Origin of the sequence: Nocardia sp. NPDC004151 (assembly GCF_042874235.1) — a bacterium.
Classification (GTDB): Bacteria; Actinomycetota; Actinomycetes; order Mycobacteriales; family Mycobacteriaceae; genus Nocardia.
This window is the reverse complement of record NZ_JBIAMR010000017.1, coordinates 38,193-63,440: the sequence shown is the minus strand read 5'-3', so window position 1 is coordinate 63,440 and position 25,248 is coordinate 38,193. Positions and strand designations below refer to the sequence as shown.

The following is a 25,248-nucleotide window of genomic DNA, read 5'->3' as shown; positions in this document are numbered from 1 at the left end:
GGCCGAAAATGACTGTATCGCGGAGCGATTCCCCCAGGGGTGGCGGCGGGGCGACGGGTGGGCTTACGAACGTTCTGGTCGCCAATCGTGGCGAGATCGCGCGGCGCGTCTTCGCGACCTGCCGTCGGATGGGTATCTCGACGACCGCCGTCTACTCCGACGCGGACGCCAACTCGCCGCACGTCGCCGAGGCCGATGCGGCGATTCGCCTGCCCGGCAACACTCCTGGCGAGACCTACCTGCGCGGTGAGCTGATCATCGAGGCCGCGCTGGCCGCCGGTGCCGATGCCATCCACCCCGGCTACGGATTCCTCTCCGAGAACGCCGAATTCGCGAAGGCCGTGCAGGCCGCCGGGCTGACCTGGATCGGCCCGCCGGTCGCGGCCATCGAGCAGATGGGCTCCAAGGTCGAGTCCAAGAAGATGATGGACGCCGCCGGTGTCCCGGTGCTGAAGCAGCTGGATCCGGCCGAGGTCACCGCCGACGTGCTGCCCGTGCTGATCAAGGCGTCCGCCGGTGGTGGCGGTCGCGGTATGCGTGTGGTGCGGGAGCTGTCCGAGCTGACCGGTCAGATCGAGGCGGCGCAGCGGGAAGCTCAGTCCGCCTTCGGCGATCCGACCGTCTTCTGCGAGCGCTACCTGGAGACCGGCCGCCATATCGAGGTGCAGGTCATGGCCGACACCCACGGCACCGTGTGGGCGGTCGGCGAGCGTGAGTGCTCGATCCAGCGCCGGCACCAGAAGGTCGTCGAGGAAGCCCCGTCGCCGCTCGTCGAGAAGATCGACGGGATGCGGGCCCGCCTGTTCGAGGCGGCCCGGCTGGCGTCGGAGGCCATCGGCTACGAGGGCGCGGGCACCGTCGAATTCCTCGCCGACGAGAAGGGCGACTTCTTCTTCCTGGAGATGAACACCCGTCTCCAGGTGGAGCATCCGGTCACCGAGCAGGTCACCGGCCTGGACCTGGTGCGTCTGCAGTTGCAGGTGGCCGCCGGCCGCCCGCTGCCCGCCCGGCAGCCCGAGATGCGCGGCCACTCCATCGAGGTGCGTCTCTACGCGGAGGACCCGGCCCACGACTGGCAGCCGCAGTCCGGCGCCGTGCACCGGCTCGACATCCCCGGCACCCTGGGCGAATTCACCGTGCTGACCGAGCCGGGCGTGCGCCTGGACACCGGCATCGTGGACGGCTCGGTGGTGGGCGTGCACTACGACCCGATGCTGTCGAAGGTCATCTCCTTCGCCGAGACCCGCGACGAGGCCGCCCACCTGCTGGCTTCCGCCTTGCAGCGGGCCAAGATCCACGGCCTGGTCACCAACCGCGATCTGCTGGTGCGGGTGCTGCGGCATCCGGCGTACCTCGCCGGCGACACCGACACCGCCTTCTTCGCGACCCACGATCTGGAGAAGCTGTCCGCGCCACTGGTTTCCGAGGCGGACGAGGAGCTGTCCATCGTGGCCGCGGCGCTCGCCGACGCCGCCGCCAACCGGCGTACGGCCCGGATCGGCGGCGGTCTGCCCAGCGGCTGGCGCAACCTGCCGTCGCAGGCGCAGTCCAAGTCCTACGAGTCCCGGCTGACCGGCCGCCACGACGTGCGCTACCGGATCACCCGCTCCGGCCTGGAGGTCGAGGGCCACGAGGGCCTCGAATTGCTGGAGGCCACACCGGATCTGGTGATCCTCCAGGTGCCCGGTGAGCGCGGCCCGGTGCGCCGCCGCTTCGAGGTCGCCCGCTACGGCGATCTGGTGACGGTGGATTCCCCGCTCGGCCCGGTGGCGGTGCGCCGCCTGCCGCGCTTCGAGGATCCGGCCGACCAGGTGGCCGAGGGCTCGCTGCTGGCCCCGATGCCCGGTGCGGTCATCCGCCTGGGCGCGGCCGCGGGTGACCGGGTCGAGAAGGGTCAGCCGATCCTCTGGCTGGAGGCCATGAAGATGGAGCACACCATCGCCGCCCCCGCCGCGGGCGTGCTCACCGAATTGAACGTTTCCGCGGGCCAGCAGGTCGAAGTCGGCACGGTGCTCGCCGTCGTCCACAGCGAAGATCAGGAGTAGGCAATGGGTTTCATCGAGACCGACGAACAGAAGGCGCTGCGGGAGGCGGTGGCCAAGCTGGCCGCCAAGTACAACTTCCGCGACTACGCCGGGCCCAAGGCCCGCAAGGGCGAGCCGTTCGACGAGCTGTGGGACGAGGCCGGCAAGCTCGGCTTCCTGGGCGTGAACCTGCCCGAGGAGTACGGCGGCGGTGGCGCGGGCATCTACGAACTCGCGCTCGTCCAGGAGGAATTGGCGGCGCAGGGCTGCGGTCTGCTGCTCATGGTGGTCTCGCCCGCCATCTGCGGCACCATCATCACCAAGTACGGCACCGAGGCGCAGAAGCAGGAGTGGCTGACCAAGCTGGCCGACGGTAGCGGCAAGATGGTCTTCGGCATCACCGAGCCGGACGCGGGCTCCAACTCGCACAAGATCACCACCACCGCCCGCCGCGACGGCGAGGACTGGATCCTCAACGGCCGCAAGATCTTCATCTCCGGCGTGGACCAGGCCGAGGCCGTGCTCATCGTGGCCCGCACCGAGAACGCCAAGACCGGCAACCTGCAGCCCGCCCTGTTCATCGTCCCCGTCGATACCCCCGGCTTCGTGAAGACGAAGCAGGAGATGGACATCATCGAGCCGGACAACCAGTTCACCCTGTTCCTCGACGACGTCCGGCTCCCGGCGACCGCGCTGGTCGGCCAGGAGGACGCGGCCATCGCGCAGCTGTTCGCGGGCCTGAACCCGGAGCGCATCATGGGCGCGGCCATGGCGGTCGGCATGGGCCGCTACGCCATCGACCGGGCGGTCTCCTACGCCAAGGAACGCGCGGTGTGGAAGGGTGTGCCGATCGGCGCGCACCAGGGCATCTCGCACCCGCTGGCCCAGGTCAAGATCGAGCTCGAGCTGGCCAAGGTGATGATGCAGAAGGCGGCGTTCCTCTACGACGCCGGTGACGACTTCGGCGCCGCCGAGGCCGCCAATATGGCGAAATACGCTGCGGCCGAAGCCAGTATCAAGGCGCTCGACCAGGCCATCCAGACCCACGGCGGCTCCGGCCTGACCGCCGATGTGGGCCTGGCGGGCATGCTGGCCGCCTCCCGCATCGCACGGGTGGCTCCGGTCAGCCGTGAGATGATCCTCAACTTCGTGTCGCAGCACTCACTGGGCCTGCCCCGGTCCTACTGACCGCGGCGACGAGTGGCGGTGTGCGCGCGGCCACCGCCACTCGTCCCGCTTTTCCGTAAGTCACTCAGCAGCAGGAGTATTCGATGACCGACACAGCCGGTGCCACCGCGGACGCGCCGTTCGTGCGCTACGAGGTGAGCGACGGATTCGCGGTACTGACCCTGGATTCGCCGCACAATCGCAATGCCCTGTCCTCGCGGCTGGTGACCGAACTGCTCGCGGGCCTGGAACGGGCCGCCGCCGACGACGCCGTGCGCGGCGTGGTGCTCACCCACACCGGCAACACCTTCTGCGCCGGAGCCGATCTCAAGGAGGCGGTGGACGCCGATCCAGCGGCCGCCGCCGAGATCCGCACGCAGTGGATGATCTCGGTGCTGCGCACCGTCCTGGCCATGCCCAAGCCCGTGGTGGCGCAGGTGAACGGCAATGTGCGCGCGGGCGGCATGGGCATCGTCGGCGCGTGCGACCTGGCCGTCGCGGGCCGTGACAGCAGTTTCGGCCTCACCGAGGTACGTATCGGCCTGGCCCCGTTCATGATCTCCCTGACTCTGCTGCCGCGCATGTCCGCCCGCGCGGCCGCGCGCTACTTCTCCACCGGCGAGACCTTCGACGCCGCCGAGGCCGAACGCAACGGCCTCATCACCGTGGCCGCCGACGACCCCGCCGCCGAGGTGGCCCGCCTGCGTGCCGAACTCCGCAAGGGCTCCCCCCAGGGCCTGGCCGAGGCCAAGCGTCTGGTCAACACCGACCTGCTCGAGGTCTTCGACCAGCGGGCCGAGGAACTGGCCAAACGCTCCGCAAGCTACTTCGGCACCCCCGAGGTGATCGAGGGCATGACGGCCTTCCTGCAGCGCCGCCCACCGAGCTGGGCACAATAGGTCACCATGGCGACACCCCACGAACCCAAGCAGGACCGCAGCCGGGCCACCCGGCAGCGGCTGCTGGAGGCGACCATCGACTGCCTGTCCCAGATGGGCTGGGCGGCCGCCACGGTCGCCGTCGTCGCCGAACGAGCCGGGGTGTCGCGCGGTGCCGCCCAGCATCATTTCCCCACCCGTGAGGATCTGATCACCGCCGCCCTGGAGTACATGTTCGAAACTCGTATGGCCCAGGCCAAGGCGGACGCGCTGGCGGTCGCCGAGGTCGCGCAGGGCGTCGCCCGCACCGAGGCCGTGGTCGCGGGTTTGGTCGAGTCCTACACCGCCCCCATCTTCAAAGCGGCCCTCCAGGTCTGGACCCATGCCGCCGCCGACCCGGTCCTCCGCGAACGCATCGTCCCCATGGAAGCCCGCTTCGGCCGCATCTCCCACCGCATGGCCATCGAAGCCCTGGGTGTGGACGACACCGACCCCGTCACCCACCATCTGGTCCAAGCCACCCTCGACCTGGCCCGTGGCCTCGGCCTCGCCGACGTCCTGACCGATGACTCCTTGCGCCGCAAGGAAATCGTCCAGCAGTGGGCCGCCACCCTCCACACCGCCCTCGAAGCAGCCCGCTGACCTCCCGGCCAGCGGTGCCGAAGCGGTGCGGCTTCGGTCAGCCGGCGATCAGATAGCTGTGGACCGGTTCGAACGAGATACGGGGCTCGCTGGTTACTCCAGCCTTTTCGAGCGCCGGGGCCAGTCGTTCGTTGGCGAAGCGCTGGAATTCCTCGGGGGAGTTCCAGACGTCGGTGACTCGGAGCCCCCTGTCCGTGGTGGTCGCCCAGTGGAATAGTCCGCCCGTAGCCATGGGGCCGCCGGGCGCGAATCCCAAGATCTCGAGAATCGAGTCGTACTCCTCGACCGTTGTGTCGTCGAGTTCGACGATGACGGCGACGGCCATGATGATCTCCTTTCGCGACAGCGGCCCGACGCGGGTGTCGGGCCCTGGGTCGAGCGTAGATCCGGCCTAGCTGGAGTTTCGTCGAATAGGAGGAAGCGGGCAGACGCGCCGGATGGCACGCCTGACAGCCGCTGTCGCGGCCACACCGATGACTTTCCGCTCGATTCGTCGTCGGTATATCGAGGTGAACCGACAGACAGGAGTTCGGCATGACGGGACCGATTCGGATGGGCGTGACCTCGGTGCGGGCGAACGGTGTGGACCTCGGCATCGAGGGCTTCGGGCGGGCGGACGATCCGCTCGTCCTGCTGGTCGGCAGCCCGACGATGCTGTCCTGGCCCGACGAGCTGTGCGAGCGGCTCGCGTCCGGCGGGCGGCATGTGGTGCGCTACGACCTGCGCGACTCCGGTGCGTCGACGACCATCGACCCCGAAAATCTGGGGTACGACCTGCGGGATCTTGTCGCGGATGCGGTTGCGTCGGTCAAGGCGCTCGGTGCCGGGACCGCCCATCTCGGTGGGGTGGGCGTCGGTGGGATGGTTGCTCAGGTCGCCGCGCTGGACCACCAGGACGTATTCACCGCACTGACCCTGGTCAACACCCGGCCGGTCGCACCGGGTCCGGTCGACGACGACCTACCCGACCATGACCCCGCTGTGATGGGCGCGTTGTTCGCCCACCCGCAACCGGACTGGACCGACCGAGGCGCTGTCGCGGAGTTCGCCGCCGCGGGAGCCGAGCTGTTGGGCAACGATCCTGAGGACGCGCGGGCGACCGCTGCCCGAATCTGGGATCGCACGCCGTCAACCGATCCCGCGGTGCACCAGGCGAACCAGCTCGGGATGACGTTCGCCCGCATCGATTGCGCCCCGCGCTGGCGGGACCGGCTCGGTCGGCTCGCCGTACCCACGCTCGTGGTGCACGGCCGCGCCAACCCGTTCTTCCCGCTCGGCAACGCCGAGGTCCTCGCCGCCGAAATCCCTGGGGCGCAGCTACTGGTCCTCGACGGCGTGGGTACGGCCTTGTCCCGCACCGTGGCCGACCAGACCGCCGCCGCCATGCTCGCCCTGTAGCCCCCGAGCGCGGTTGCTCGGCCTGTGGTATTCGAGGGCTGCCGAATCAGCGACTGCTGCCGGTGCCGTTGAGCAGCAGGGGGATTCGGGCCGCCATGTCCACCGGGAGGTAGGTCGTGGCGCTGGTGGTCCAGGCTTGACCGGATTGCGAATCGTACTGGCTGGGCATGGTGATTCCGGCGGGTGCGTAGGCGTGCAGTCCGTTGTCGCGAGTCGTGTACGTCGCGCGCCACAGGTGATCCTTGAACGCGATGACACCGGCGACATCGGTGGCCTGGGAGGTGCCACGCAGTGCCGCAACCTTTTTCGCCACCCCATCGGTGGACAGGTAGGTCAGCGTGCCATCGGCCTGCTGATCGGCGGCGATCGCGACGACATCGGTCATGCCGTACTTGGCGCGAAGCACGTCGGCGATGACGGTCTGGGCGTAGACGGGAATGCTCCTGCCGCCGCGAGCGGCCACGACGGCGGCGGCAAGCGCCTCGTTCACGGGCCCGGGCTCACCCTCGGTGCGCGCGGGATCGGCCCCGGCCGGAATCCGATTGCCGAAACTGTAGGCGACCAGAAACGTGAACTGATCCGCGGCCGCCGTGGGCACGGGCCACAGGTCACTCGACCCCGACGCCGACCCGCTCGCCGACCCGGACGCGGATGACCCGCTGTCGGCCAGGGCAATCGGCGCCTGAACGGCGAAGCCGACGGTGAGAGCAGCGGCGAGCACAACGAGCGACGACCTCATAACCGCGAAACCTAGCAGCCCCGATCCGCCCCACAGCCCCTTCACCCGACCTCGTCCGCTCAGCGGGACAGCGGTGGCCGGCGGAGGCTCCCCTGGACCGCACCGATCATTGTTTTCGGTATCGGTAGCCCTATCGGTCGTGTGCTGTGGTGCGAGTTGAATGGTTGGCGATTCGCGATAGGCTCGCGTGGACATATTTCTTGGGGGCGGGAGCTTTTCGTGCCCATCGGAAGTTAGGAAACGGAAGTCGACATGGGCGTTCTCGGGGTTCTCTTCACTCTGCTGTCGCAGGCGTTCGGGATTGTGACCAATGGGTCTGCGTACATGAACAGCCCGCACTGATCAGAAGCCGAAAACTTCTGCCAATTCGATCGATTCGTCGTCCCAGCGGCGTTCGATGCGCTCGCGTTCGATGTCGGGGAGGAACGGATCCCATCCAGCCCTGCGCCAGAAGGCTTCTCGATGCTCATCGGGGAGGGGATGCGGCGTGCTCATGCGGATTCCCTGGATCGTGACGGCCGTCACATTCAGTTTATCGGGTCGTGGTGGGGCGCAATGAAGAACCGAGCGCCCGCATCCGGAGGGGTGCGGGCGCTCGGTTGTGTTGTGGCGGTGGCAAGGCCGCCGGTCAGTTGGCTTTGGGGGCGGTGAGGTCGTAGAGGGTGATGCCGTCTACTTCCTCGGCGATGAAGTGGTCCTTGACCCAGGCGGTGATCTGGGAGCTGGTGCCGTTGCCGCCGCGTTCGCCGCCCATCTGGCTGCCCGCGATGAAGTAGTGGATGCGGCCCACCTGGACGTACTCCTGGAACTGGGCGAGGGTGGGTGAGGGGTCGCTGCCGTTGAAGCCGCCGATGGGCATGACCGGTAGTTCCGTCGCCAGCTGGAAGCCGGCCGCCGAGTTCGAGCTGACGGTGGCCGCCACCCAGGTGTACTCGGAGCCGCTCGCCTTCAACAGGTCGGTGACCTTGGCGCTGGGGCGGCTCGCCATCATCATGTTGCCCGCCGCACCGCCGAATCCCTCAGGCCCACCGGCGGTTCCGCCCGGGCCGACGTTCGTGGCACCGCCGTGGTTCATGCCCGCGCCGTGCTGGCTGCCGCCGGGCTGACCGCCCGGAGTGCCGTTGCGCGGGCCGCCATTGCCGCCGTCGCCGCCATTGCCGGGCGCGAATCCGTTCCCTTCGCCGAAGACGTTGCCGGGGAACCCGTTAGGACGGTCGCCGCCGCGGGGTCCACCCGGACCCCAGCCGCCGCGGACCGCCGGACCGGCCGAAGGCATCGGTCCCTGGTGCGCGGTGGCGATCCCGTTCACGGCGTAGGCGGTGGGCGCCGCCAGGCCGAGGATCACCGCGGCCGCCGCGACGGACACACCGGCCTTGCGGGGCAGGCGGAGGAGCAGCAGCACGGTGACGGCGATGCCGCCGACCAGGACCGTCCAGCGCATCCACGGTACGAAGGACGTGCTGCGGGACAGGATGATCCACGCGGTGGCGGTGGTCAGACCCATGGTCGCGACCAGGGCCGACCGCACCCAGAGCTGGTCGCGGTGCCGCCAGGCGAGCACCGAGCCCGCGCCGATCAGCGCGGCCACACCGGGGGCCAGCGCCACCGTGTAGTACGGGTGGAAGATGCCCTTCATGAAGCTGAAAACCAGTCCGGTTCCGACCAGCCAGCCGCCGAACAGGATGAGCGTGGCGCGCTGCGGGTCGGTGCGGGTCAGCGTGCCGCGCAGGACGATTCCGGTCACGAGCAGCACCAGCGCCGCCGGGATGAGCCAGGCGATCTGACCCGCCTGCTGCGGCTCGAACAGCCGCCCGATGCCGGGCGTGCCCCACATGCCGCCCCCGCCGTTCGGCATGTCGCCGCCGAAACCGCCGACGCTTCCGCGCTCCTCGCCGTTCAACCGGCCCAGGCCGTTGTAGCCGAGGGTCAGTTCGATGATCGAATTATGCTGCGAGCCACCGAAGTACGGCCGGTCCGCGGCGGGCCACAGCTCGGCGAGCAGCACCCACCAGCCCGCACCGGCCACCATGGCCGCGCCCGCCGCGACCAGCTGCGCGATCCGCTTGCCCAGCGCGGGCGGCCCGGCGATCAAGTAGGTGAGCGCCAGCGCGGGCACTACCAGCAGCACCTGCAATTGTTTGGCCAGGAAGCCCAATCCGATGAACGCGCCGGTGAGCACCAGCCAGCGCCACCGCCCGTCGGCGACCGCCCGGGTCATGGCCCAGGCCGCCGCCAGCATGAGAAACACCAGCATCGCGTCGGGGTTGTTGAACCGGAACATCACGGCCGCGATGGGAGTCAGCGCGAGCACCAGCCCCGCCAGCAGTCCGGCGGTCGCCCCGAAGTTCCGGCGCACGATCGCCCACAGCAACGCCACCGACGCCACGCCGAGCAGCGCCTGCGGCAGCAGCATGCTCCAGCTGTGCAGCCCGAAGATCCGCACCGAGATCTCCATGGGCCACAGCGACAGCGGCGTCTTGTCCACGGTGATCGAGTTGGCCGCGTCGGAGGAGCCGAAGAAGAACGCCTTCCACGACACCGAACCCGCCTGCACCGCGGCCGAATAGAAGGAGTTGGCCCAGCCGTTGGCGGACAGGTTCCACAGGTAGGCGACGGCCGTGCCGGCCAGCAGGGCGGCCAGGGCCAGGTACTCCCGGCGGTCGCCGCGCGCAGCGGGCGGCTCGGCCGGGGGCGGGGCGACCCGGGTCTCGGTCAGTGTCGCGGTCATCGGTCGCCTCCTCGGCTGATTCGATCGGTCTGGGGATCGTTGGGGATGGTCCAGAACGGCAGTTCGCCGTGTTCGGGGCGGTGACGGTACGGGAAGTCGACGGCGGCGAGCCGGAAATCGTCCGGAAGTCCTTGCTGCGCACGGGAGAAGGGGGTCAACGCGTCACCTCGGGCGTGGCGTGCTTCCCGGCATTGCGGAACACCCAGCGCAGTCCGACGAACCGCAGCAGCGTGGCGACCAGGTTGGCCACGACCAGCACCACCAGTTCCAGATGGACGGCCGCGTCGGGAGCCCAATGGTGCAACGCGAACAGCGAGCCCGAGGTCAAAGCCAGTCCGACGCCGAAGATGGCCAAGCCCTGGAAGTGGTGCGACACAGCTTGATTGGACCCGCGCACCCCGAATGTGAAGGCCCGGTTGGCCGCGGTGTTACCGACCGCGGTGATCAGCAGTGCCAGGAAGTTGGCGGCCTGCGCCCCCGTAATCCCTTGCAGTAGTACATAGAGCAGCAGATACGCCAGCGTCGAGGTGACACCCACGATGCCGAACCGCACCAGCTGCCCGACCATCCCCAGCGGCACACCCTCGACCAGCGGCTCCCGCCCGATGGCCGCCCGCAGTTCGTTGATCGGCAGCCGCCCGGTGGTCAGCGCCCGCCCCACCCGCCAGATGCCGAGCAGGTCCTTGCGGGCGGTGTCGACGATGTCGACCCGGGAGTCCGGGTCGTCGATCCAGTCCACCGGCACCTCGTGGATACGCAGCCCGATCTTCTCGGCCAGCACCAGCAGTTCGGTGTCGAAGAACCATTCGCCGTCCTCCACCAGCGGCAGCACCAGCTTGGCCACCTGGGAGCGCATGGCCTTGAACCCGCACTGCGCGTCGGAGAACTTGGCCTGCAGGGAGGTCCGCAGGATGAGGTTGTAGCAGCGGGAGATGATCTCGCGCTTGGGTCCGCGGACCACCCGGGACTGGGAGGCCAGCCGGGTGCCGATGGCCACGTCGGAGTGCCCGGACACCAGCGGCGCGACCAGCGGCAGCAGCGCGTTCAGGTCGGTGGAGAGGTCCACGTCCATGTAGGCGACGACCTGAGCGTCGGACGCCTGCCACACCTCGCGGAGCGCCCGGCCGCGGCCCTTGCGGTCCAGGTGCGCCACGCGCACCCCGTCCAGCTGGGCGGCCAGCTGGCGCGCCACGGTGAGGGTGGAGTCGGTGGAGGCGTTGTCGGCGATGGTGATTCGCGCCGTGAACGGGAAGTTCAGGGTCAGGAAGGCGTGCAGCCGGCGCACGCAGGGCCCGAGATCGACCTCTTCGTTGTAGACGGGAACGACCACGTCCACGACGGGCGCGGTCACTGCTGCAGTGGGTTCCGCCGCCCGGACGGCGGTCACGGTGTCGTTCATGGTGACCAACCTCGATCACCAGACTCACATCAGCCTGCGCCCTGCCTGGGAGGTTCCTGGGAGCGGGATTCCGCCGACCGGCGAGCTCAGGCGTGCAGCCGCCACAGCGGCGACACCGGTCCGTGTCCCGCGCCCAGGTCGTAGGAGGCTTCCAGACAGCGGAAGGTCCATTCCTTGGCGAAGGCGACCGCGTCGGGCACCGAGTACCCGTGGGCGAGCGCGCAGCAGATGGCCGCGGCCAGGGTGTCCCCGCCGCCGTGGTCGTTGCCGGTGGCGAGGCGTCTGGCCGGGAGTTCGTGGAAGGTGTCGCCGTCGAAGAGCAGGTCGGTGGACTGCTCGGAGGTGCGCAGGTGCCCGCCCTTGACGATCGCCCACTGCGGGCCGAGCGCGATCAGCGCTTCGGCGGCCTTGCGCGCGGACCGGTCGTCGACCACCTCGATGCCGGTGATGAGCCGGACCTCGTCCAGGTTCGGCGTGACCACGGTGGCCAGCGGAATCAGCGTGTGCCGCACCGCGTCCAGCGCCTCGGCGTGCAGCAGCGCGTCGCCGTGCATGGAGGCCGCGACCGGATCCACGACCAGTGGGATGCCGCCCTGCCGCCCGATGCCGACCTCACGGCACACCTCGGCGACCGCCTCGATGATGGCGGTGGAGGCCAGCATGCCGGTCTTGGCCGCCCCGATCCCGATGTCGCCGACCACGGTTCGCACCTGGTCGGCGACGATCTGCGGCGGGATCTCGTGGAACCCGCTGACGCCCAGGGTGTTCTGCACGGTCACCGCGGCGACGGCCACGCACGCGTGCACGCCGCACAGAGCCATGGTGCGGGAGTCGGCCTGGATGCCCGCGCCGCCGCCGGAGTCGGTGCCCGCGATGGTGAGGGCGCGAACCGGGGTGGTGCCATTCGGGGCAAGCGGTAGGAACTGCACGTCACAGACCCTACCGATATCCCCGGGGACCTCGTCTTCCCGTCCTCCGCGGCCGGTCGTCCGCCGTCCGGAAATTCCTTCCGAATGAAATGATCAAAACTAAAACACGTTCTAGTCAGACCATGCATACTGGCGGCGTTTAGTTCGGATTGTCCGGTTCCGTCGATGTGACCGGGCGTAAGGAGTCCTGTGAACCATTCGTCCAAGCGGCTCGCCGTCGTGCCTGTCACCGGCGCGGCCATGCTCGCCGGGGTGCTGCTCACCCCGGGTACAGCGAGCGCCGGTGACACCAGCTTCACCAGCTCGTGCCAGGCGAAATCGATCATCACGGTCGACAAGTCCGTCGCCGCCACCATGAGCGTCACCGCGCCCGCCTCGGTCGCGGCGGGGGAAACCTTCACCTATCGCATCCAGCCCAACGCGTCCTCGTACCCGGACAAGGACTCCGGCGCGACCACCACCAACCTGTCGCGCATCAAGTACGACTACGCGATTCCCGACAACGCGACCTTCGTCAGCGCGGCGATCGTGCCGGGCACCGCCGTCAATATCGACAATGTGGCCCCGAACGTGCTGCGCGTCAACGATTCCGGCGCCGTCGACAACGCCGGTGGCATCCTGCGGCTGTCGGGCAATAACGAGGTCGTCGGCAACAGCCCGACCAGCAGCACCAATTCCGAGGGCGGCATTCGCGCGCCGAAGCTGAAGAAGAACCTCGACGGCACCGCCAACTCCGCGGGCGAATCCTGGTACCGGCTGCCCGCCGTCGACGTCACCGTCACGGCCGTCGCGGCCGGCGTGATCACCCCGAAGGTGCGGACCGCGGGCAGCGCCGCCAGCTACGGCAACGACCAGAACTTCAGCACCTCGCTGGCCAAGGCCTCGCTGCTCGGCACCCAGTGGGCCCCGACCCGCTGCATTCCCAGCGACGACAAGAGCACCCTCAACGCGGGCGCGGGCCCGCTGGCCACCATCACCGTCACCGGGCCGGTCAACAACTCCACCACGACTACCCTGACTGCTCCGGCGACCGCGACCACCGGCCAGGCGGTCACCTTGAGCGCCACGGTGGCCCCGGCCGCCGCCACCGGCACCGTCCAGTTCAAGGACGGCGACGCCAATCTCGGTGCGGCCGTTCCGCTGAACAACGGCACGGCGACCCTCTCGCAGACCTTCACCACCGCGGGCGCGCATTCGATCACCGCCGTCTACGGTGGTGACTCGAAGAACCAGCCGTCGACGTCGGCGGCCTCGGTCGTCTCGGTCACGGCCGCGATCGTCGACACCACCACCACGATGAATGTCCCCAGCACCGCGACGACCGGTCAGGCGACGGATCTGTGGGCGACCGTGAACGCTCCCGGCAATGTGCCCGCCGTGGGCGGCACCGTGCAGTTCAAGGACGGCGGCGCCGACATCGGCGGCCCGATCGCTCTTTCCTCCGGCGGCGCGAAGCTGACCTACACCTTCAATGCCGCGGGCGCCCACGCGATTTCGGCGGTCTACTCGGGTGCGGAGGGCTTCAACCCGTCGACCGGTGCGGCCGCGACCGTGACGGTCAGCGATCCGGCTCCCGTCGAGCTGAACACCACGACCACCCTGACGGTTCCGGCCGCGGCCACCAAGGGTGACGCGGTGGCCTTCACCGCCGAGGTAAAGACCGAGGCCGGCGCGGCCGTCACTTCGGGCACCGTCCGATTCATGGACGGCGGCACCCCGATCGGCGACGCGGTGACCGTGGTCAACGGCAAGGTGACCCTGCAGTACACCGTCGGCCAGACCGGCAACCGGGTGATCACCGCGGTCTACACCGGCGGCACCGGGTACAAGGGCTCGACCTCGGCGCCCTCGACCCTGAACGTCAAGGACGCCACCACGCCCGGCGGGGGCGGCGGTTCCTTCGGCCTGCCCGGTCTGCCGACGGGCTCCCTGGGCAAGTGATCGAACGCTGAGCTGATCGAACGCTGAGCTGATCGAACGCTGACGCCCGGCCGGATTTGTTCCGGCCGGGCGTTTCGCGTTCTCGGGCACCGATCGCAACCTGCAAATGAAAACCGTTACCATTAACGCCATGACTTCCGATCCGCAGACCCAGCCCTTGCCCGTGACCGTGCTGTCCGGCTTCCTCGGCGCGGGTAAGACGACCCTGCTCAACCACATCCTGGCCAATCGGGAGGGTCGCCGGGTGGCGGTCATCGTCAACGACATGAGTGAGGTGAACATCGACGCGGCGCTGGTCGCGGGCCAGGGGCACCTGGACCGGACCGAGGAGAAACTGGTCGAACTCACCAACGGCTGCATCTGCTGCACGCTGCGCGAGGACCTCATCGAATCGGTGGGCACGCTCGCCCGCGAAGGGCGCTTCGATCAGCTGGTCATCGAATCCACCGGCATCTCCGAGCCCATGCCGGTGGCCGCCACCTTCGAGTGGGAGTTCGAGGACGGCTTCCGGCTCGGCGAGCTCGCGCGACTGGACACCATGGTGACCGTCGTCGACTGCTCCACCTTCCTCGCCGAAGTCGTCAAGGGGCAGGCGCTGGCGGAACGGAATCTGGAGGCGGGTGAGGGGGATGCGCGCACCATCGCCGACCTGCTCATCGAACAGGTCGAGTTCGCGAATGTGCTGGTACTCAACAAGACCGACCTGGTGAGCGCCAACGCCGTGGGCACGGTGGAGGCGACCGTGCGGCGACTGAATCCGGGGGCACGCGTCGTGCGGTCCGCGCGCGGCGTGGTCGATCTCGCCGAGGTGCTCGACACCGGGCGCTACAACCCGGACCTGGCGGCCCAATTCGACGGCTGGACGGAGGAATTGGCGGGCGGCCACACCCCCGAGACCGAGGAGTACGGCATCGGCAGCCTCACCTTCACCGCCGATCGGCCCTTCCATCCGCAGCGTCTCGACGCGGCCCTCTCCCAGCTGGAACGGCTGCTGCGCAGCAAGGGCTTCTTCTGGCTGGCCAGCCGTCCGGACCTGGCGGCCATCTGGTCGCAGGCCGGTCCGAATCTCACGTTCGAGCCGGGCGCGCACTGGGACGCACTGGATCTGGCTCCGGGACAGGAGATCGTCTTCATCGGTGTGAAGATCGACCGGCCGCATGTGCGGGACCTGCTGACGGCCGCGCTGCTCACCGACGCCGAGTGGGAAGCCGGGCCGCGGGCGTGGCTGCGGTACCCGGATCCCTTCCCGTCCTGGGGTGACATGCACGAGCACGCCTGACCTGATCAGTGCGAAATGCCCGGCGTACGACGCACATACGAGGTGTCGGTGAGCTGCTCGACCAGGAACCCGGCCACGTCGGCGCGCGAGATCTTCAGCTTCAGACCGGATTCCGTGCCCGGGAAGCCGCGGCGGTAGTCGCCGGTGGCCGGACCGTCGGTGAAGGCGCTGGGCCGCACGATGGTCCAGTCCAGATCGCTGGCCAGCACGTACTCCTCCTGCCGCACGTGATCGGCGAAGGCCGGGCGCAGCAGCATGCCGAACATGATGTACTTCCAGACGAAGTTCAGGTTGCCCGCGCTGTCGCCGACGCCGAGCGAGGACTGGCAGATCAGCCGTTTCACGCCGGTCCGGTTCATGGCCTCGATGACGTGGCGGGTGCCCTCGGCGCGCACCACGCCCTTGCGGCCCGCGCCGAGCGCCACGATCACCGCGTCCTGTCCGATGACGGCCCGCTCGACGGCGGCCGGGTCCAGGACGTCGCCGGTGACGACCCGCAGCCGCTCGTGGGTGACGGTCAGTTTGGCCGGATCGCGAACCAGGACGGTGACCTGGTGCCCGGCCGCGAGGGCCTGGGTGACTGCGTGGCGGCCGACGGTTCCGGTGGCTCCGAAAAGGGCGATGTTCATGTCTCTCACCTCGGGTTATTCGTTGTCGCGAAGGTGAGATAAGTACATCAACGGGAGCCGCCGGGGAACATCGCCGCGCGTCTCGCGAACATGCGGGAGGGTCCAGGCATGCGACGGGCCCGCAACCCTGAGGGTGCGGGCCCGTCGGAGACGAATCAGCGCAAACCGGCGAAGAATTCGCGGATGTCGGCGACCAGCACGTCGGTCGCCTCGTGCGCGGCGTAGTGCCCGGCGGCGTCATTGGCGCTCGTCGACGTGGACGAATTCACGTCGTACGCATGCCAGCTCACGATGTTCTTGTGATCCCGCTCGGCGAAGCGGCGAATGGACTGGAAGTCACCCTTGAACATGGCCAGCCCGGTGGGCACCGTGGTCGGGCCCTGCGGCTGCTCGGCGTGCGCGTCCTCGTAGTAGAAGCGCAGCGACGACCCGGCGGTGCCGGTCAGCCAGTAGATGGCCGTGTTGCCGATGACGAAGTCATCGTCCAGGCCCTCGCTGAACAGCTGCGCGTTCCAACCCAGCAGGCCCACCGGCGAATCCGCGAGCGCGAACGCGATGGTCTGCGGCTGCTGGCTGTGCAAGGTGTTGAAGGCCATCTTGTTTTCGTAGAACCACTGCAGATGCGCCAGCGCCGCCATGTCCTCCTCGGACAGGCCGGCCATCTCGGCCGGATCACCGGACGGGAACGAGAACAGTTGCGTCACATGGACTCCGACCACCCGATCGGGGGCGATGCGGCCGATCTCGGGGGAGACCATCGAGCCGCCGTCATTGCCGATCGCGCCGAAACGCTCGTACCCGAGCCGGTTCATCAGCTCCACCCAGGCGCCGGCGGTGCGGTAGCGGCTCCAGCCGGTGGACCGGGTCGGGCCGGAGAACCCGAAGCCCGGCAGCGAGGGGATGACCACGTGGAAAGCGGGCGCCTCGGCGTCCTCGGGCTCGGTGAGCGGGGCGATCACGTCCAGGTATTCCAGGACCGAGCCGGGCCAGCCGTGGGTGAGGATGACCGGGGTGGCGTCCGCCCGCGAGGACCGTACGTGCAGGAAGTGGATGTCCTCGCCCTCGATCTCGGTCGTGAACTGCGGGTAGGCGTTGAGCGTGGCTTCCAGCGCTCGCCAGTCGAACTCCTCCAGCCAGTACTTCGCCAGCCCGCGCACCCGGTCGTTGGTGACGCCGTAGGCGTCGGCGACGCCGGGGAGCTCGTTCGGCCACAGGGTCTTGCGCAGGCGGTCGGCCAGATCGTCCAGCTGGGCCTGGGGGACGTCGATGCGGAACGGGCGGATGGCGGTGGTGGGCTGGGCGTTCATCATTCTCTCCTTTTTGGAACGGAATGCTTCGTTCTGTTCAAACCATAACGGAACGGATCATTCCGTTCAAGTGCTATTCTCGATTCATGCCGAAAACAGCCGAAACCACAGCTCAGCGGGCCCTGCCCGGCCGCAAGGCCCAGGCCGCGCGCAATGACGAACTCATCCTGGCCGCCGCCCGCGACGTGTTCCTCGCCGAACCCAAGGCCCCGATCTCGGCCGTCGCCGAGCGCGCGGGCGTCGGCATCAGCGCGCTGTACCGCCGCTATCCGAGCAAGGAGGATCTGCTGCGCACCCTCTGCTACAGCGGGTTGCGTCGCTACAACGCGGAAGCCGAAGCGGCCCTGGAGAATCCCGACGGCTGGGCGGCGCTGGTGGAGTTCCTGCGCAATGTCGTCGACGCCGACGTCCACTCGCTGGCGGTGCACCTGGCCGGCACCTTCACCGCCGACGACTCGATCCTCCCGGATGTGATGCGCAGCGCCGAGCTCAATGACGAACTCCTGCGCCGCGCACGGGAATCCGGCACCTTGCGCCCGGAGGTCACCGTCGCCGATCTGGGCCTGATCCTCGAGGCGTGCGCCGCCGTCACGCTGCCGGATACCGAACGCACCGCCCAGCTGCGCCGCCGGGTGCTGGCCCTGCTCGTCGACGGCCTCACCGCCACCGGCGACCTGCCCGGCCCGCCGCCCGCCCCGGGCGAATTCGCGCACCGCTGGCAGCGTCGTGACCAGTGACCGGCAGCGCCGTGACCAGTGAACGGTAGCGTTGGCCGGGTTCTCACCGACATTCGTTTGTCCCCGTAATCAATTCGAGGAGTCGCGATGCGCTGGATCCGTCCCCTGTTCGCCCTGCCGCTCGCCGCGGCCGCGCTGTTCGCGGTCACCGGCACCGCCGCCGCCGACCCGATTACCACCTTCACCCCCGCCTACACCGCCGGGTCGGGTGCCTTTCCCTGCTTCGGTCAGATCCAGGCGTTCCACGATCCCCAGAACACCTACTACGGCAAGCAAACCGTCTGGGTGCGAGCCGAATTCACGTTCCTGCCCATCCCGAACCCGGGCTGCGGCGCGACGGCGACCCTGAGCTGGCGCAATCTGGATACCGGGGCGAGCGGCAGCTTCCCGCCGGTTCCGCTGGGCGACGGCACGCCGTTCGGGCCGAGCAACGCGCTGTGGGTGCCGGAGACCCTGCCGACCGGCACCGGGCGGGTGGAGGTCACCATCGACACCGATCTCCCCCACATCGCGGGCAAGGGCACCTTCTACTCGCCGGAGTGACGCCCTCGGGCAGATAGCGTTCACGATGATTTCCGTGCCGTCGCTCCGACTACTGGGAGAAACACTCGAATCGGAAGGATCCGTCATGAATTGGACGCTCGAAGTGGTCATCGTTCCGGTGTCGGACGTGGACCGCGCCAAGGAGTTCTATGCCGACAAGCTGGGGTTCCATGTGGACCACGACACCGCGCCCGCACCGGGGATCCGGATCTGCCAGCTCACGCCGCCCGGCTCGGGCTGCTCCATCGTGATCGGCGAGGGCGCGGTCCCGAAGATGGAGCCGGGCAGCATCAAAGGGCTGCAATTGGTGGTCAACGATGTGCGGCGGGCGCACGCCGAGCTGGTCGAGCGGGGCGTGGCGGTCAGTGACGTCCAGGTGCTGCCGGGGCCGGTCACCGAGGGCGATCCGTTGAACAACGCCGGGTTCATCTTCTTCGACGATCCGGACGGCAACAGCTGGGCCGTCCAACAGATCTCGAACCGGCCCTGACCGGAATACGATTCGGGGCGAGCGGCTCGAAAGTCACTCGCCCCGAATCGGATTCGACGGTTAGACGACCGGCAGGTACACCTTGTTTCCCGCGTCGGCGAATTCGGCCGACTTCTCTGCCATTCCGGCCTCGATGGCGTTCACGTCGGTGAGGCCGTGCTTCTCCGCGTAGTCGCGCACGTCCTGCGAGATGCGCATGGAGCAGAACTTCGGACCGCACATGGAGCAGAAGTGGGCGGTCTTGGCGGGCTCGGCCGGCATGGTCTCGTCGTGGTACTCACGCGCGGTGTCGGGGTCCAGCGCGAGGTTGAACTGGTCGGTCCAGCGGAACTCGAAGCGCGCCTTGGACAGCGCGTTGTCGCGGTCCTGGGCCCGCGGGTGCTGCTTGGCCAGGTCGGCGGAGTGGGCGGCGATCTTGTAGGTGATCACGCCGACCTTCACATCGTCGCGGTTCGGCAGACCCAGGTGCTCCTTCGGGGTCACGTAGCACAGCATCGCGGTACCGGCCTGGGCGATGATGGCCGCGCCGATGGCCGAGGTGATGTGGTCGTAGGCGGGCGCGATATCGGTCGCCAGCGGGCCGAGGGTGTAGAACGGAGCCTCCTCGCAGAGTTCCTCCTCCAGCCGCACGTTCTCCACGATCTTGTGCATCGGCACGTGGCCGGGGCCCTCGATCATCACCTGCACGCCATAGGATTTCGCGATCTTGGTGAGCTCACCCAGGGTGCGCAGCTCCGCGAACTGGGCCTCGTCATTGGCGTCCGCGATGGAACCCGGACGCAGACCGTCACCCAGGGAGAAGGTGATGTCGTACTTCGCCAGGATCTCGCAGAGCTCACGGAAGTTGGTGTACAGGAACGATTCCTGGTGATGCGCCAGGCACCACGCGGCCATGATCGACCCGCCGCGGGACACGATGCCGGTGACGCGCTTGGCGGCCAGCGGCACGTAGCGCAGCAGCACGCCCGCGTGCACCGTCATGTAGTCGACGCCCTGCTCGGCCTGCTCGATCACGGTGTCGCGGTAGATCTCCCAGGTGAGCTTGGTGGGATCGCCGTTCACCTTCTCCAGCGCCTGGTAGATCGGCACGGTGCCGACCGGGACCGGGGAGTTGCGCAGGATCCACTCGCGGGTCTCGTGAATGTTCTTGCCGGTGGACAGGTCCATGATGGTGTCGGCGCCCCAGCGGGTGGCCCACACCATCTTCTCGACCTCCTCGGCGATGGAGGAGCTCACGGCCGAGTTGCCGATATTCGCGTTGATCTTCACCGCGAACTTCTTGCCGATGATCATCGGCTCGGACTCGGGGTGCTTGTGGTTGGCGGGGATCACCGCGCGACCGGCGGCCACCTCGTCGCGCACCAGCTCGGGCGAAACGCCTTCGCGGGCGGCGATGTAGTGCATCTCGCTGGTGACGACGCCCTGGCGTGCCCAGTTCAGCTGGGTCGGTGGGCCGTCGACCCGCGGCTTGTCCCAGCCGTCGCGCAGCTTGGGCAGACCCGCCTCGAGATCGATGGTGGCGGTGTCGTCGGTGTACGGACCGGAGGTGTCGTACACGTCGAAGTGCTCGCCATTGGTGAGGTTGATGCGCCGCACCGGAACCCGCAGCGTCGTGCCGTCGGCCTCGACCTGCTCGTAGTGTTTGACGCTGCCCTGGATGGGGCCGGTGGTCACGGTGTCGACCGGGGCGGCCGAGCTGGAGACACGACTCGATGACATTGCAGATCCTCCCTACGCCGGCATTACCCGGTCAGGTTCATACGGTCGACGGCCCACTAGCCGTCCTCTCAGCCCGCTGGTGCGAGCCCCCGTTGGCAAACTTTTTCCGAGCCGACCATACCCGGCCCCGGGGCACGGCAACCCCGGGACCGTGGAATATACGATTCGGTCTGCTCCGAGCGGGTGTCCCGCCGTTCAGTTCTCGCGCGGCCCGATCGGCCGGCCCAGCGCGCCGAATACGGCGTTCAACTGGATCTCGATCTGCGTCGCGAGCGCGTCCGGAGCGCCGAGCATGGTGACCACGTCCTCGGTGCGGCAGCCTGCCGGATCGGGTGCGCCCGGTGCCAGGCGCGCCTTCACCCAGTTGAAGGCATCCGCCATGCCGAGCGTGGTCAGGGTGAGGTGCTCGCTGAGGTGATCGCGCTTGTAGTAGACCGACGCACCGCCGTCACACCAGCGCCGCACCATGCGGTCGTTCGTGAACCACGGGACGGCCTCGTCGTACACGCCCTGATAGACCATGGTCGGCGCGGTCGGCGCGGTGCCGCCCAGCACGGTCGCGTCGAAGACCTCGTGGATCTCCGGCAGGGCCAGGTAGTCCGCGATCGGGATGGTCAGCAGGCGTTGGTAGTCGGTGAACATGAGGGTCAGGGCATTGCGCACCAGGCACTGGTGCGCGGTGCGGTCCATGAGCGCGCGGCCCTCGGGGGTCAGGTACTTCTCGGTGGTCTCCGCGAATCGCGGGTACGCGTTGCGCAGCGACGCGATGCCAACGCCGATGAGGCCGGCGAACAGGGAACCGTTGACGTGCAAGAGGGATTCGACATCCGAGACCGGCGCACCGAGCGCGATGCCCTTGATGTTCAGCTCCGGCGCGTACCCCGGCTGCATCTCCGCGGCCCAGCCGCTGCCCATGCCGCCGCCGGAGTAACCCCACAGTGCCACCGGGGTATTCGCGCCGTCCAGGCCCAGCGGCGCGAAGCTCTCGGCGGCGCGGACACTGTCCAGAATCATGTAGCCGGGTTCCTTCGCCACCGCGAGATGCCCATCCACCCCCTCGTAGTCGGGGATGTTGATCGCGTAGCCCTGACTGATGGAGGCCGCGAGTTCCAGGTATTCGGCGGTGGAGTGGATGCCCTCCACCGCGGGCAGCCCGCCACCCTGTCGCAGGACATAGGACGGCGCGCAGGCCGGTGAGGTGCTGTCGTAGAAGAATTGGTGCGAGACCAGCGGGCGACCGTGGGAGGTGTTCGCCCCCTCGGGAACCGCGACGGTGGTGGCCGCCACGGCCGGCTGCCCGAACAGATCGGTGGTGCGGTACAGCAGCTGCCACGACCGCACGTGCACGGGCAGCACCGTGAGTACCGCGAGTCGCACCTCGCGTGTGCGCAGCACGGTGCCCGGCGCGGTCGATTCGAATCCGTCCGGCGCTCCGTAGAACGGATCCTGATTGACCGGAAGCGGTTGTGCGGCGGCTGTTCCCGAATTCGCGCCGCCTAGTAGTACGGCCGCGGTGGCCGTCAGTGCCGTCGCGAGCGCGGCCGCGAGCAGCCGCCCCCCTCGCGGTCGGCGATCCCCATCGATTGCCACGTCTCCGTTCCCTTCCTCGACGTGACAGCGATTACAGCACGGCCCCGGGTTGCCAACAAGATGTCTTTCTGAAATGTGCTTGGCTATCGTTTAGGTATGTCCCGCAGCAAATCTGCCGCGTCGACCGGCGCGCCACCCGTCCGGCGTCGCATCCGCGGCCTCGACGCCGGCGAGCGCAGCGCCCAGCGCCGCCGTCAGCTCCTCATCGCCGCCACCGAACTCTTTGCCCGGCAAAGCTATTCGGGCACCTCTATCGAGCAGATCTGCCAGCACGCCTTCGTCGGCACCAAGGGCTTCTACGACCACTTCGACAGCAAGGAGGCGTGTTACACCGCCCTGCTGGAACAGATCACCACCGGCATCCAGCAACGTGTCGCCGAGGTGGCCGTCGAGACCGCCGACGCCGACTGGCCCACCCGCCGCGCCACCGTCCTCGCGGCCTTCGTCCACGCCATCGCCGACGACCCCCGCCTCGCGAAGGTCACCTTCGGCGAAGCGGGCGGCATCTCGCCCGCCGTCGAGGGCATGCGCCGCGCTAATCGCCGGTGGTCCGCAGAATTCCTGAAACGCCAATGGCTGCAAGCCGACCCGCATGAGGAACCCCGGCTGCTGGCGCTGGCCCTGGCCACCATCGGCGGCATGTTCGAGCTCGTCGCAGACTGGCTGCACCACCACGACGACGGCGGCGCCCCGGAATCCGTCGACATCCTGATCTCGGACCTGGAGAACTTCGTCGCCGTCGTCGACGCGGGCCGCGCCGCCCGCCGCTAGCGGGCCAGCGCGACCTCGCGGTCCTCGTCGCCGGCCGCCGCCGCGCCCGGCTCCTCCTCCAGCCCGATCCGCTTGTGCAGGGCGGCAAGGGGTTTGGGGGCCCACCAGTTCGCGGTGGACATCAGGCGCATGAGGGCCGGGGCCAGCAGGCCGCGGATGACGGTGGCGTCGGAGACGACGGCCAGCGCCAGGCCGATGCCGAACAGCTTCATGGGGGCCACCTCGGAAGTGGCCACCGCCAGCAGGACCACCGCCATCAGGCCCGCGGCGGCGGTGAAGATGCGGCCGGTGCGGGCCACGCCCAGCGCCACCGAACGGGTGTTGGCCTCGGGCGAGCGGTCGGAGGCCAGCCACTCCTCGCGGATGCGGGAGAGCAGGAAGACCTCGTAGTCCATGGACATGCCGAAGGCCAGGCAGATCATCAGGATCGGCATGAACAGGTCGATGCTGCCGGTGGAGGTGAAGCCCAGCAGGCTCGCGCCGTGACCCTGCTCGAAGACCCAGATCATGGCGCCGAAGGTGGCGGTCAGTGACAGCAGGTTCAGCAGGAGCGCCTTCACCGGGAGCACCACGCTGCCGGTGAACAGGAACAGCAGGATCAGGGTGATGATCGCGATGATCGCGCCCGCCAAGGGAAGCCGGGTGATCACCGAATCCATGGTGTCCTCGTTCAGGGCGGCCGCGCCGCCGAAGAGGACGTCGCCGGGAGCGGGCACCGCGCGGAGAGCGGCGAGCTGCTGCTTGCCCTCCGCGGAGTACGGGGCGATCCGGGTGCCGACCGACAGGTACGCGCCGTCGGGTCCGGTCATCTGCTGCACGCCGGGAGCCATCTTCGCGCCGTTCACGTAGACGCCGTCACCGGACAGCACCGCCGGAACCCCCGGCACCTGCGACAGGCGGGCGGCGTACGCGCCGATCTCCTTGGTGTCCCCGTGGAATCCGGGCAGTGCCACCACGGCACTCGAGGCCATATCGGCGCCGAAGTCGTGCCGCAGCGCGTCACCGACCTGACGGCTGGAGGCGAAGGTGCCGATCACCCGGTCGTCCGGCGTACCGAAATGCGCCTTCAGGAACGGGGATCCGAGCGCCAGCAGCACCGCCGCGGTGACCACGGCGACCGGCAGCGCCCGCCGCATGACACCGGTGACCAGCTTGTACCAGAAGGTCTCCTCCGGCTGCTTCGGCGCGGGCTCACCGCGACCCAGCAAGCGGCGCACCGGCTTCCGCAGATCCCAGGCATTGACGCGATCGCCGAGCAGCATCAGCGCGGCGGGCAACAGCAGCACCGACGCGCCCACGGCCGCGACCACCACGGCGACACCGGCATAGGCGAAGGACTTGAAGAACGGCTGCGGGAACACCGCCAGCGCCGCCAGCGCCAGCGCGACGGTCAGGCCGGAGAACACCACGGTCCGCCCGGCCGTCTGCACCGACCGCAGGATCGCCGCCCGGGTGTCGCGCCCATTGGCCAGCTCCTCCCGGTACCGGCTGACGATGAACAGGCTGTAGTCGATGGCCAGTGCCAGGCCCAGCGCGCTGGTCATGTTCAGCGCGAAGATCGACACGTCCATGAACGTGGTCATGGCGCGCAGGATGCCGAGGGTGGCGGCGATCGCGAACAGCCCCACGCCCACCGGCAGCAGGGCCGCGATCACGCTGCCGAACACCAGCACCAGCAGCAGCGCCGACACCGGCACCGCGATGGCCTCGGCCAGCAGCAGATCCTTCTCGACCTGGTGGTTGATATCGGCGAACGATCCGGCCATGCCGCCCACCCGCACCCGCACGCCGTCGCGGTCGCCATTGAGCTCGGTGGACAGGTCCGCGGCCCGGTTCTGCACCTCGGTGTCGGTGCCGGTCACCGTGGCCATGATCAGCCCGCGCTGCCCGTCCTTGCTCTTCAGCGCGGTGGCCAGGTCGGGCCGGGCCGCGCTGTTGGCCCAATAGGACTGGACGCCGGTGACCGTCGAGTCGTGGCTCAACGTGTCGGTGATGCGCTGCGCCTCCGCGCGCACCTCCGGACTGTTGACTCCGCCGTCACCGCTCACCATGACGATGAGGTTCGGGTTGCCGCCGGGGAAGCTCTTCGTGATGAAGTCGTTGGCCTGCACCGACTCCAGCGAGCCGGTCAGATATCCGCCGCCGACCATGTGCGATTTCACGGTGGCCCCGAAGCCGCCGCACACCAGCATCAGCAGCAGCGCGGCCACCAGCACGGCGCGCGGGCGCGCCATGGCGAACCGGGCAGAAGTGGTCAACATCGACGCCGCCCTCCGAAAGTCGCAAACTTTCGGAACGGTACTTTCCCTGATCGACCGACCGGTAGGTTCAGTGACCA

The 25,248-nt window shown here is 68.8% G+C and carries 23 protein-coding genes and 1 riboswitch; of the genes, 11 read left to right on the top strand and 12 right to left on the bottom strand.

Going from position 1 to position 25,248, the window contains the following annotated elements; all coding sequences use genetic code 11:
• Positions 1 to 8: 8 nt before the first annotated feature.
• The 4 genes from ACFYTS_RS30020 (at position 9) to ACFYTS_RS30005 (ending at position 4,711) form a co-directional block, all read left to right on the top strand.
• Positions 9 to 2,045 carry an acetyl/propionyl/methylcrotonyl-CoA carboxylase subunit alpha gene (locus tag ACFYTS_RS30020; RefSeq protein WP_387308929.1) on the top strand — a complete coding sequence of 679 codons (2,037 nt, stop codon included), beginning with the start codon at positions 9 to 11 and terminating at the stop codon, positions 2,043 to 2,045.
• A gap of 3 nt (positions 2,046 to 2,048) precedes the next feature.
• Positions 2,049 to 3,212, top strand: a complete 1,164-nt coding sequence (locus ACFYTS_RS30015) for an acyl-CoA dehydrogenase family protein (RefSeq protein WP_357284734.1) — start codon at positions 2,049 to 2,051, stop codon at positions 3,210 to 3,212.
• 83 nt (positions 3,213 to 3,295) lie between these two features.
• Complete coding sequence (locus ACFYTS_RS30010; protein ID WP_357284731.1) at positions 3,296 to 4,090, top strand: enoyl-CoA hydratase family protein; 795 nt, start codon at positions 3,296 to 3,298, stop codon at positions 4,088 to 4,090.
• A gap of 6 nt (positions 4,091 to 4,096) precedes the next feature.
• Positions 4,097 to 4,711, top strand: coding sequence for a TetR/AcrR family transcriptional regulator (locus tag ACFYTS_RS30005; protein ID WP_357284725.1), 615 nt, complete (start codon positions 4,097 to 4,099; stop codon positions 4,709 to 4,711).
• 37 nt (positions 4,712 to 4,748) lie between these two features.
• Here the strand turns inward: ACFYTS_RS30005 and ACFYTS_RS30000 are convergent, their stop codons facing one another.
• Positions 4,749 to 5,036, bottom strand: coding sequence for a hypothetical protein (locus ACFYTS_RS30000; protein ID WP_357284722.1), 288 nt, complete (start codon positions 5,034 to 5,036; stop codon positions 4,749 to 4,751).
• 209 nt (positions 5,037 to 5,245) lie between these two features.
• Between ACFYTS_RS30000 and ACFYTS_RS29995 the strand changes: the two genes are divergently transcribed.
• Complete coding sequence (locus ACFYTS_RS29995) at positions 5,246 to 6,109, top strand: alpha/beta fold hydrolase (protein WP_387308928.1); 864 nt, start codon at positions 5,246 to 5,248, stop codon at positions 6,107 to 6,109.
• A 46-nt stretch (positions 6,110 to 6,155) separates the two neighbouring features.
• Here ACFYTS_RS29995 and ACFYTS_RS29990 read toward each other — a convergent pair whose 3' ends face one another.
• From ACFYTS_RS29990 to thiD, 6 genes are all read right to left on the bottom strand, one after another.
• Complete coding sequence (locus ACFYTS_RS29990; protein WP_387308927.1) at positions 6,156 to 6,848, bottom strand: hypothetical protein; 693 nt, start codon at positions 6,846 to 6,848, stop codon at positions 6,156 to 6,158.
• 342 nt (positions 6,849 to 7,190) lie between these two features.
• Complete coding sequence (locus ACFYTS_RS29985; RefSeq protein WP_387308925.1) at positions 7,191 to 7,343, bottom strand: hypothetical protein; 153 nt, start codon at positions 7,341 to 7,343, stop codon at positions 7,191 to 7,193.
• A gap of 133 nt (positions 7,344 to 7,476) precedes the next feature.
• Positions 7,477 to 9,576 carry a glycosyltransferase family 39 protein gene (locus tag ACFYTS_RS29980; RefSeq protein ID WP_387308924.1) on the bottom strand — a complete coding sequence of 700 codons (2,100 nt, stop codon included), beginning with the start codon at positions 9,574 to 9,576 and terminating at the stop codon, positions 7,477 to 7,479.
• The gene (locus ACFYTS_RS29975) at positions 9,573 to 9,734 is read right to left on the bottom strand and encodes a hypothetical protein (protein ID WP_387308922.1); all 162 of its coding nucleotides are present in this window, start codon (positions 9,732 to 9,734) and stop codon (positions 9,573 to 9,575) included. Before ACFYTS_RS29975 ends, ACFYTS_RS29980 begins: the two co-directional genes overlap by 4 nt.
• The gene (locus ACFYTS_RS29970; protein WP_387308920.1) at positions 9,731 to 10,975 is read right to left on the bottom strand and encodes a glycosyltransferase; all 1,245 of its coding nucleotides are present in this window, start codon (positions 10,973 to 10,975) and stop codon (positions 9,731 to 9,733) included. The genes ACFYTS_RS29975 and ACFYTS_RS29970 overlap by 4 nt, the downstream gene beginning before the upstream one ends.
• An 86-nt stretch (positions 10,976 to 11,061) precedes the next feature.
• Positions 11,062 to 11,904 carry a bifunctional hydroxymethylpyrimidine kinase/phosphomethylpyrimidine kinase gene (thiD, locus tag ACFYTS_RS29965; protein ID WP_357284705.1) on the bottom strand — a complete coding sequence of 281 codons (843 nt, stop codon included), beginning with the start codon at positions 11,902 to 11,904 and terminating at the stop codon, positions 11,062 to 11,064.
• Between the two features lie 189 nt (positions 11,905 to 12,093).
• Here thiD and ACFYTS_RS29960 point away from each other — a divergent pair, with 189 nt between their 5' ends.
• Together ACFYTS_RS29960 and ACFYTS_RS29955 are read left to right on the top strand one after the other, a co-directional pair.
• On the top strand, positions 12,094 to 13,845 hold the full coding sequence (locus tag ACFYTS_RS29960; RefSeq protein ID WP_387308919.1) for an Ig-like domain repeat protein: 1,752 nt from the start codon (positions 12,094 to 12,096) through the stop codon (positions 13,843 to 13,845).
• A gap of 130 nt (positions 13,846 to 13,975) precedes the next feature.
• Positions 13,976 to 15,124: a GTP-binding protein gene (locus ACFYTS_RS29955; RefSeq protein WP_387308917.1), complete on the top strand. Its 1,149-nt coding sequence runs from the start codon at positions 13,976 to 13,978 to the stop codon at positions 15,122 to 15,124.
• 5 nt (positions 15,125 to 15,129) lie between these two features.
• Here ACFYTS_RS29955 and ACFYTS_RS29950 read toward each other — a convergent pair whose 3' ends face one another.
• Both ACFYTS_RS29950 and ACFYTS_RS29945 read right to left on the bottom strand, forming a co-directional pair.
• On the bottom strand, positions 15,130 to 15,753 hold the full coding sequence (locus ACFYTS_RS29950) for an SDR family oxidoreductase (protein WP_357284697.1): 624 nt from the start codon (positions 15,751 to 15,753) through the stop codon (positions 15,130 to 15,132).
• A 155-nt stretch (positions 15,754 to 15,908) separates the two neighbouring features.
• Positions 15,909 to 17,060, bottom strand: a complete 1,152-nt coding sequence (locus ACFYTS_RS29945; protein ID WP_387308914.1) for an epoxide hydrolase family protein — start codon at positions 17,058 to 17,060, stop codon at positions 15,909 to 15,911.
• A gap of 86 nt (positions 17,061 to 17,146) precedes the next feature.
• Between ACFYTS_RS29945 and ACFYTS_RS29940 the strand changes: the two genes are divergently transcribed.
• From ACFYTS_RS29940 to ACFYTS_RS29930, 3 genes are all read left to right on the top strand, one after another.
• Complete coding sequence (locus tag ACFYTS_RS29940) at positions 17,147 to 17,797, top strand: TetR/AcrR family transcriptional regulator (RefSeq protein WP_357284691.1); 651 nt, start codon at positions 17,147 to 17,149, stop codon at positions 17,795 to 17,797.
• A gap of 87 nt (positions 17,798 to 17,884) precedes the next feature.
• Entirely contained in the window at positions 17,885 to 18,340 is a 456-nt protein-coding gene (locus ACFYTS_RS29935; protein WP_387308912.1) for a hypothetical protein, read from the top strand.
• Positions 18,341 to 18,425: 85 nt separating this feature from the next.
• Complete coding sequence (locus ACFYTS_RS29930) at positions 18,426 to 18,830, top strand: VOC family protein (protein WP_357284685.1); 405 nt, start codon at positions 18,426 to 18,428, stop codon at positions 18,828 to 18,830.
• A 60-nt stretch (positions 18,831 to 18,890) separates the two neighbouring features.
• Here the strand turns inward: ACFYTS_RS29930 and thiC are convergent, their stop codons facing one another.
• Positions 18,891 to 20,549: a phosphomethylpyrimidine synthase ThiC gene (gene thiC, locus ACFYTS_RS29925; protein WP_357284682.1), complete on the bottom strand. Its 1,659-nt coding sequence runs from the start codon at positions 20,547 to 20,549 to the stop codon at positions 18,891 to 18,893.
• Positions 20,542 to 20,652: riboswitch (TPP riboswitch) on the bottom strand. It overlaps the preceding gene by 8 nt.
• Before the next feature lie 92 nt (positions 20,653 to 20,744).
• On the bottom strand, positions 20,745 to 22,139 hold the full coding sequence (locus ACFYTS_RS29920) for a lipase family protein (RefSeq protein WP_387308908.1): 1,395 nt from the start codon (positions 22,137 to 22,139) through the stop codon (positions 20,745 to 20,747).
• Positions 22,140 to 22,235: 96 nt separating this feature from the next.
• Between ACFYTS_RS29920 and ACFYTS_RS29915 the strand changes: the two genes are divergently transcribed.
• Entirely contained in the window at positions 22,236 to 22,910 is a 675-nt protein-coding gene (locus ACFYTS_RS29915) for a TetR/AcrR family transcriptional regulator (protein WP_357284677.1), read from the top strand.
• On the opposite strand, the gene ACFYTS_RS29910 is transcribed toward ACFYTS_RS29915, so the two are convergent.
• Positions 22,907 to 25,171, bottom strand: a complete 2,265-nt coding sequence (locus ACFYTS_RS29910; RefSeq protein WP_387308906.1) for an MMPL family transporter — start codon at positions 25,169 to 25,171, stop codon at positions 22,907 to 22,909. The two genes, ACFYTS_RS29915 and ACFYTS_RS29910, sit on opposite strands and share 4 nt — an antisense overlap.
• Between the last annotated feature and the right edge of the window lie 77 nt (positions 25,172 to 25,248).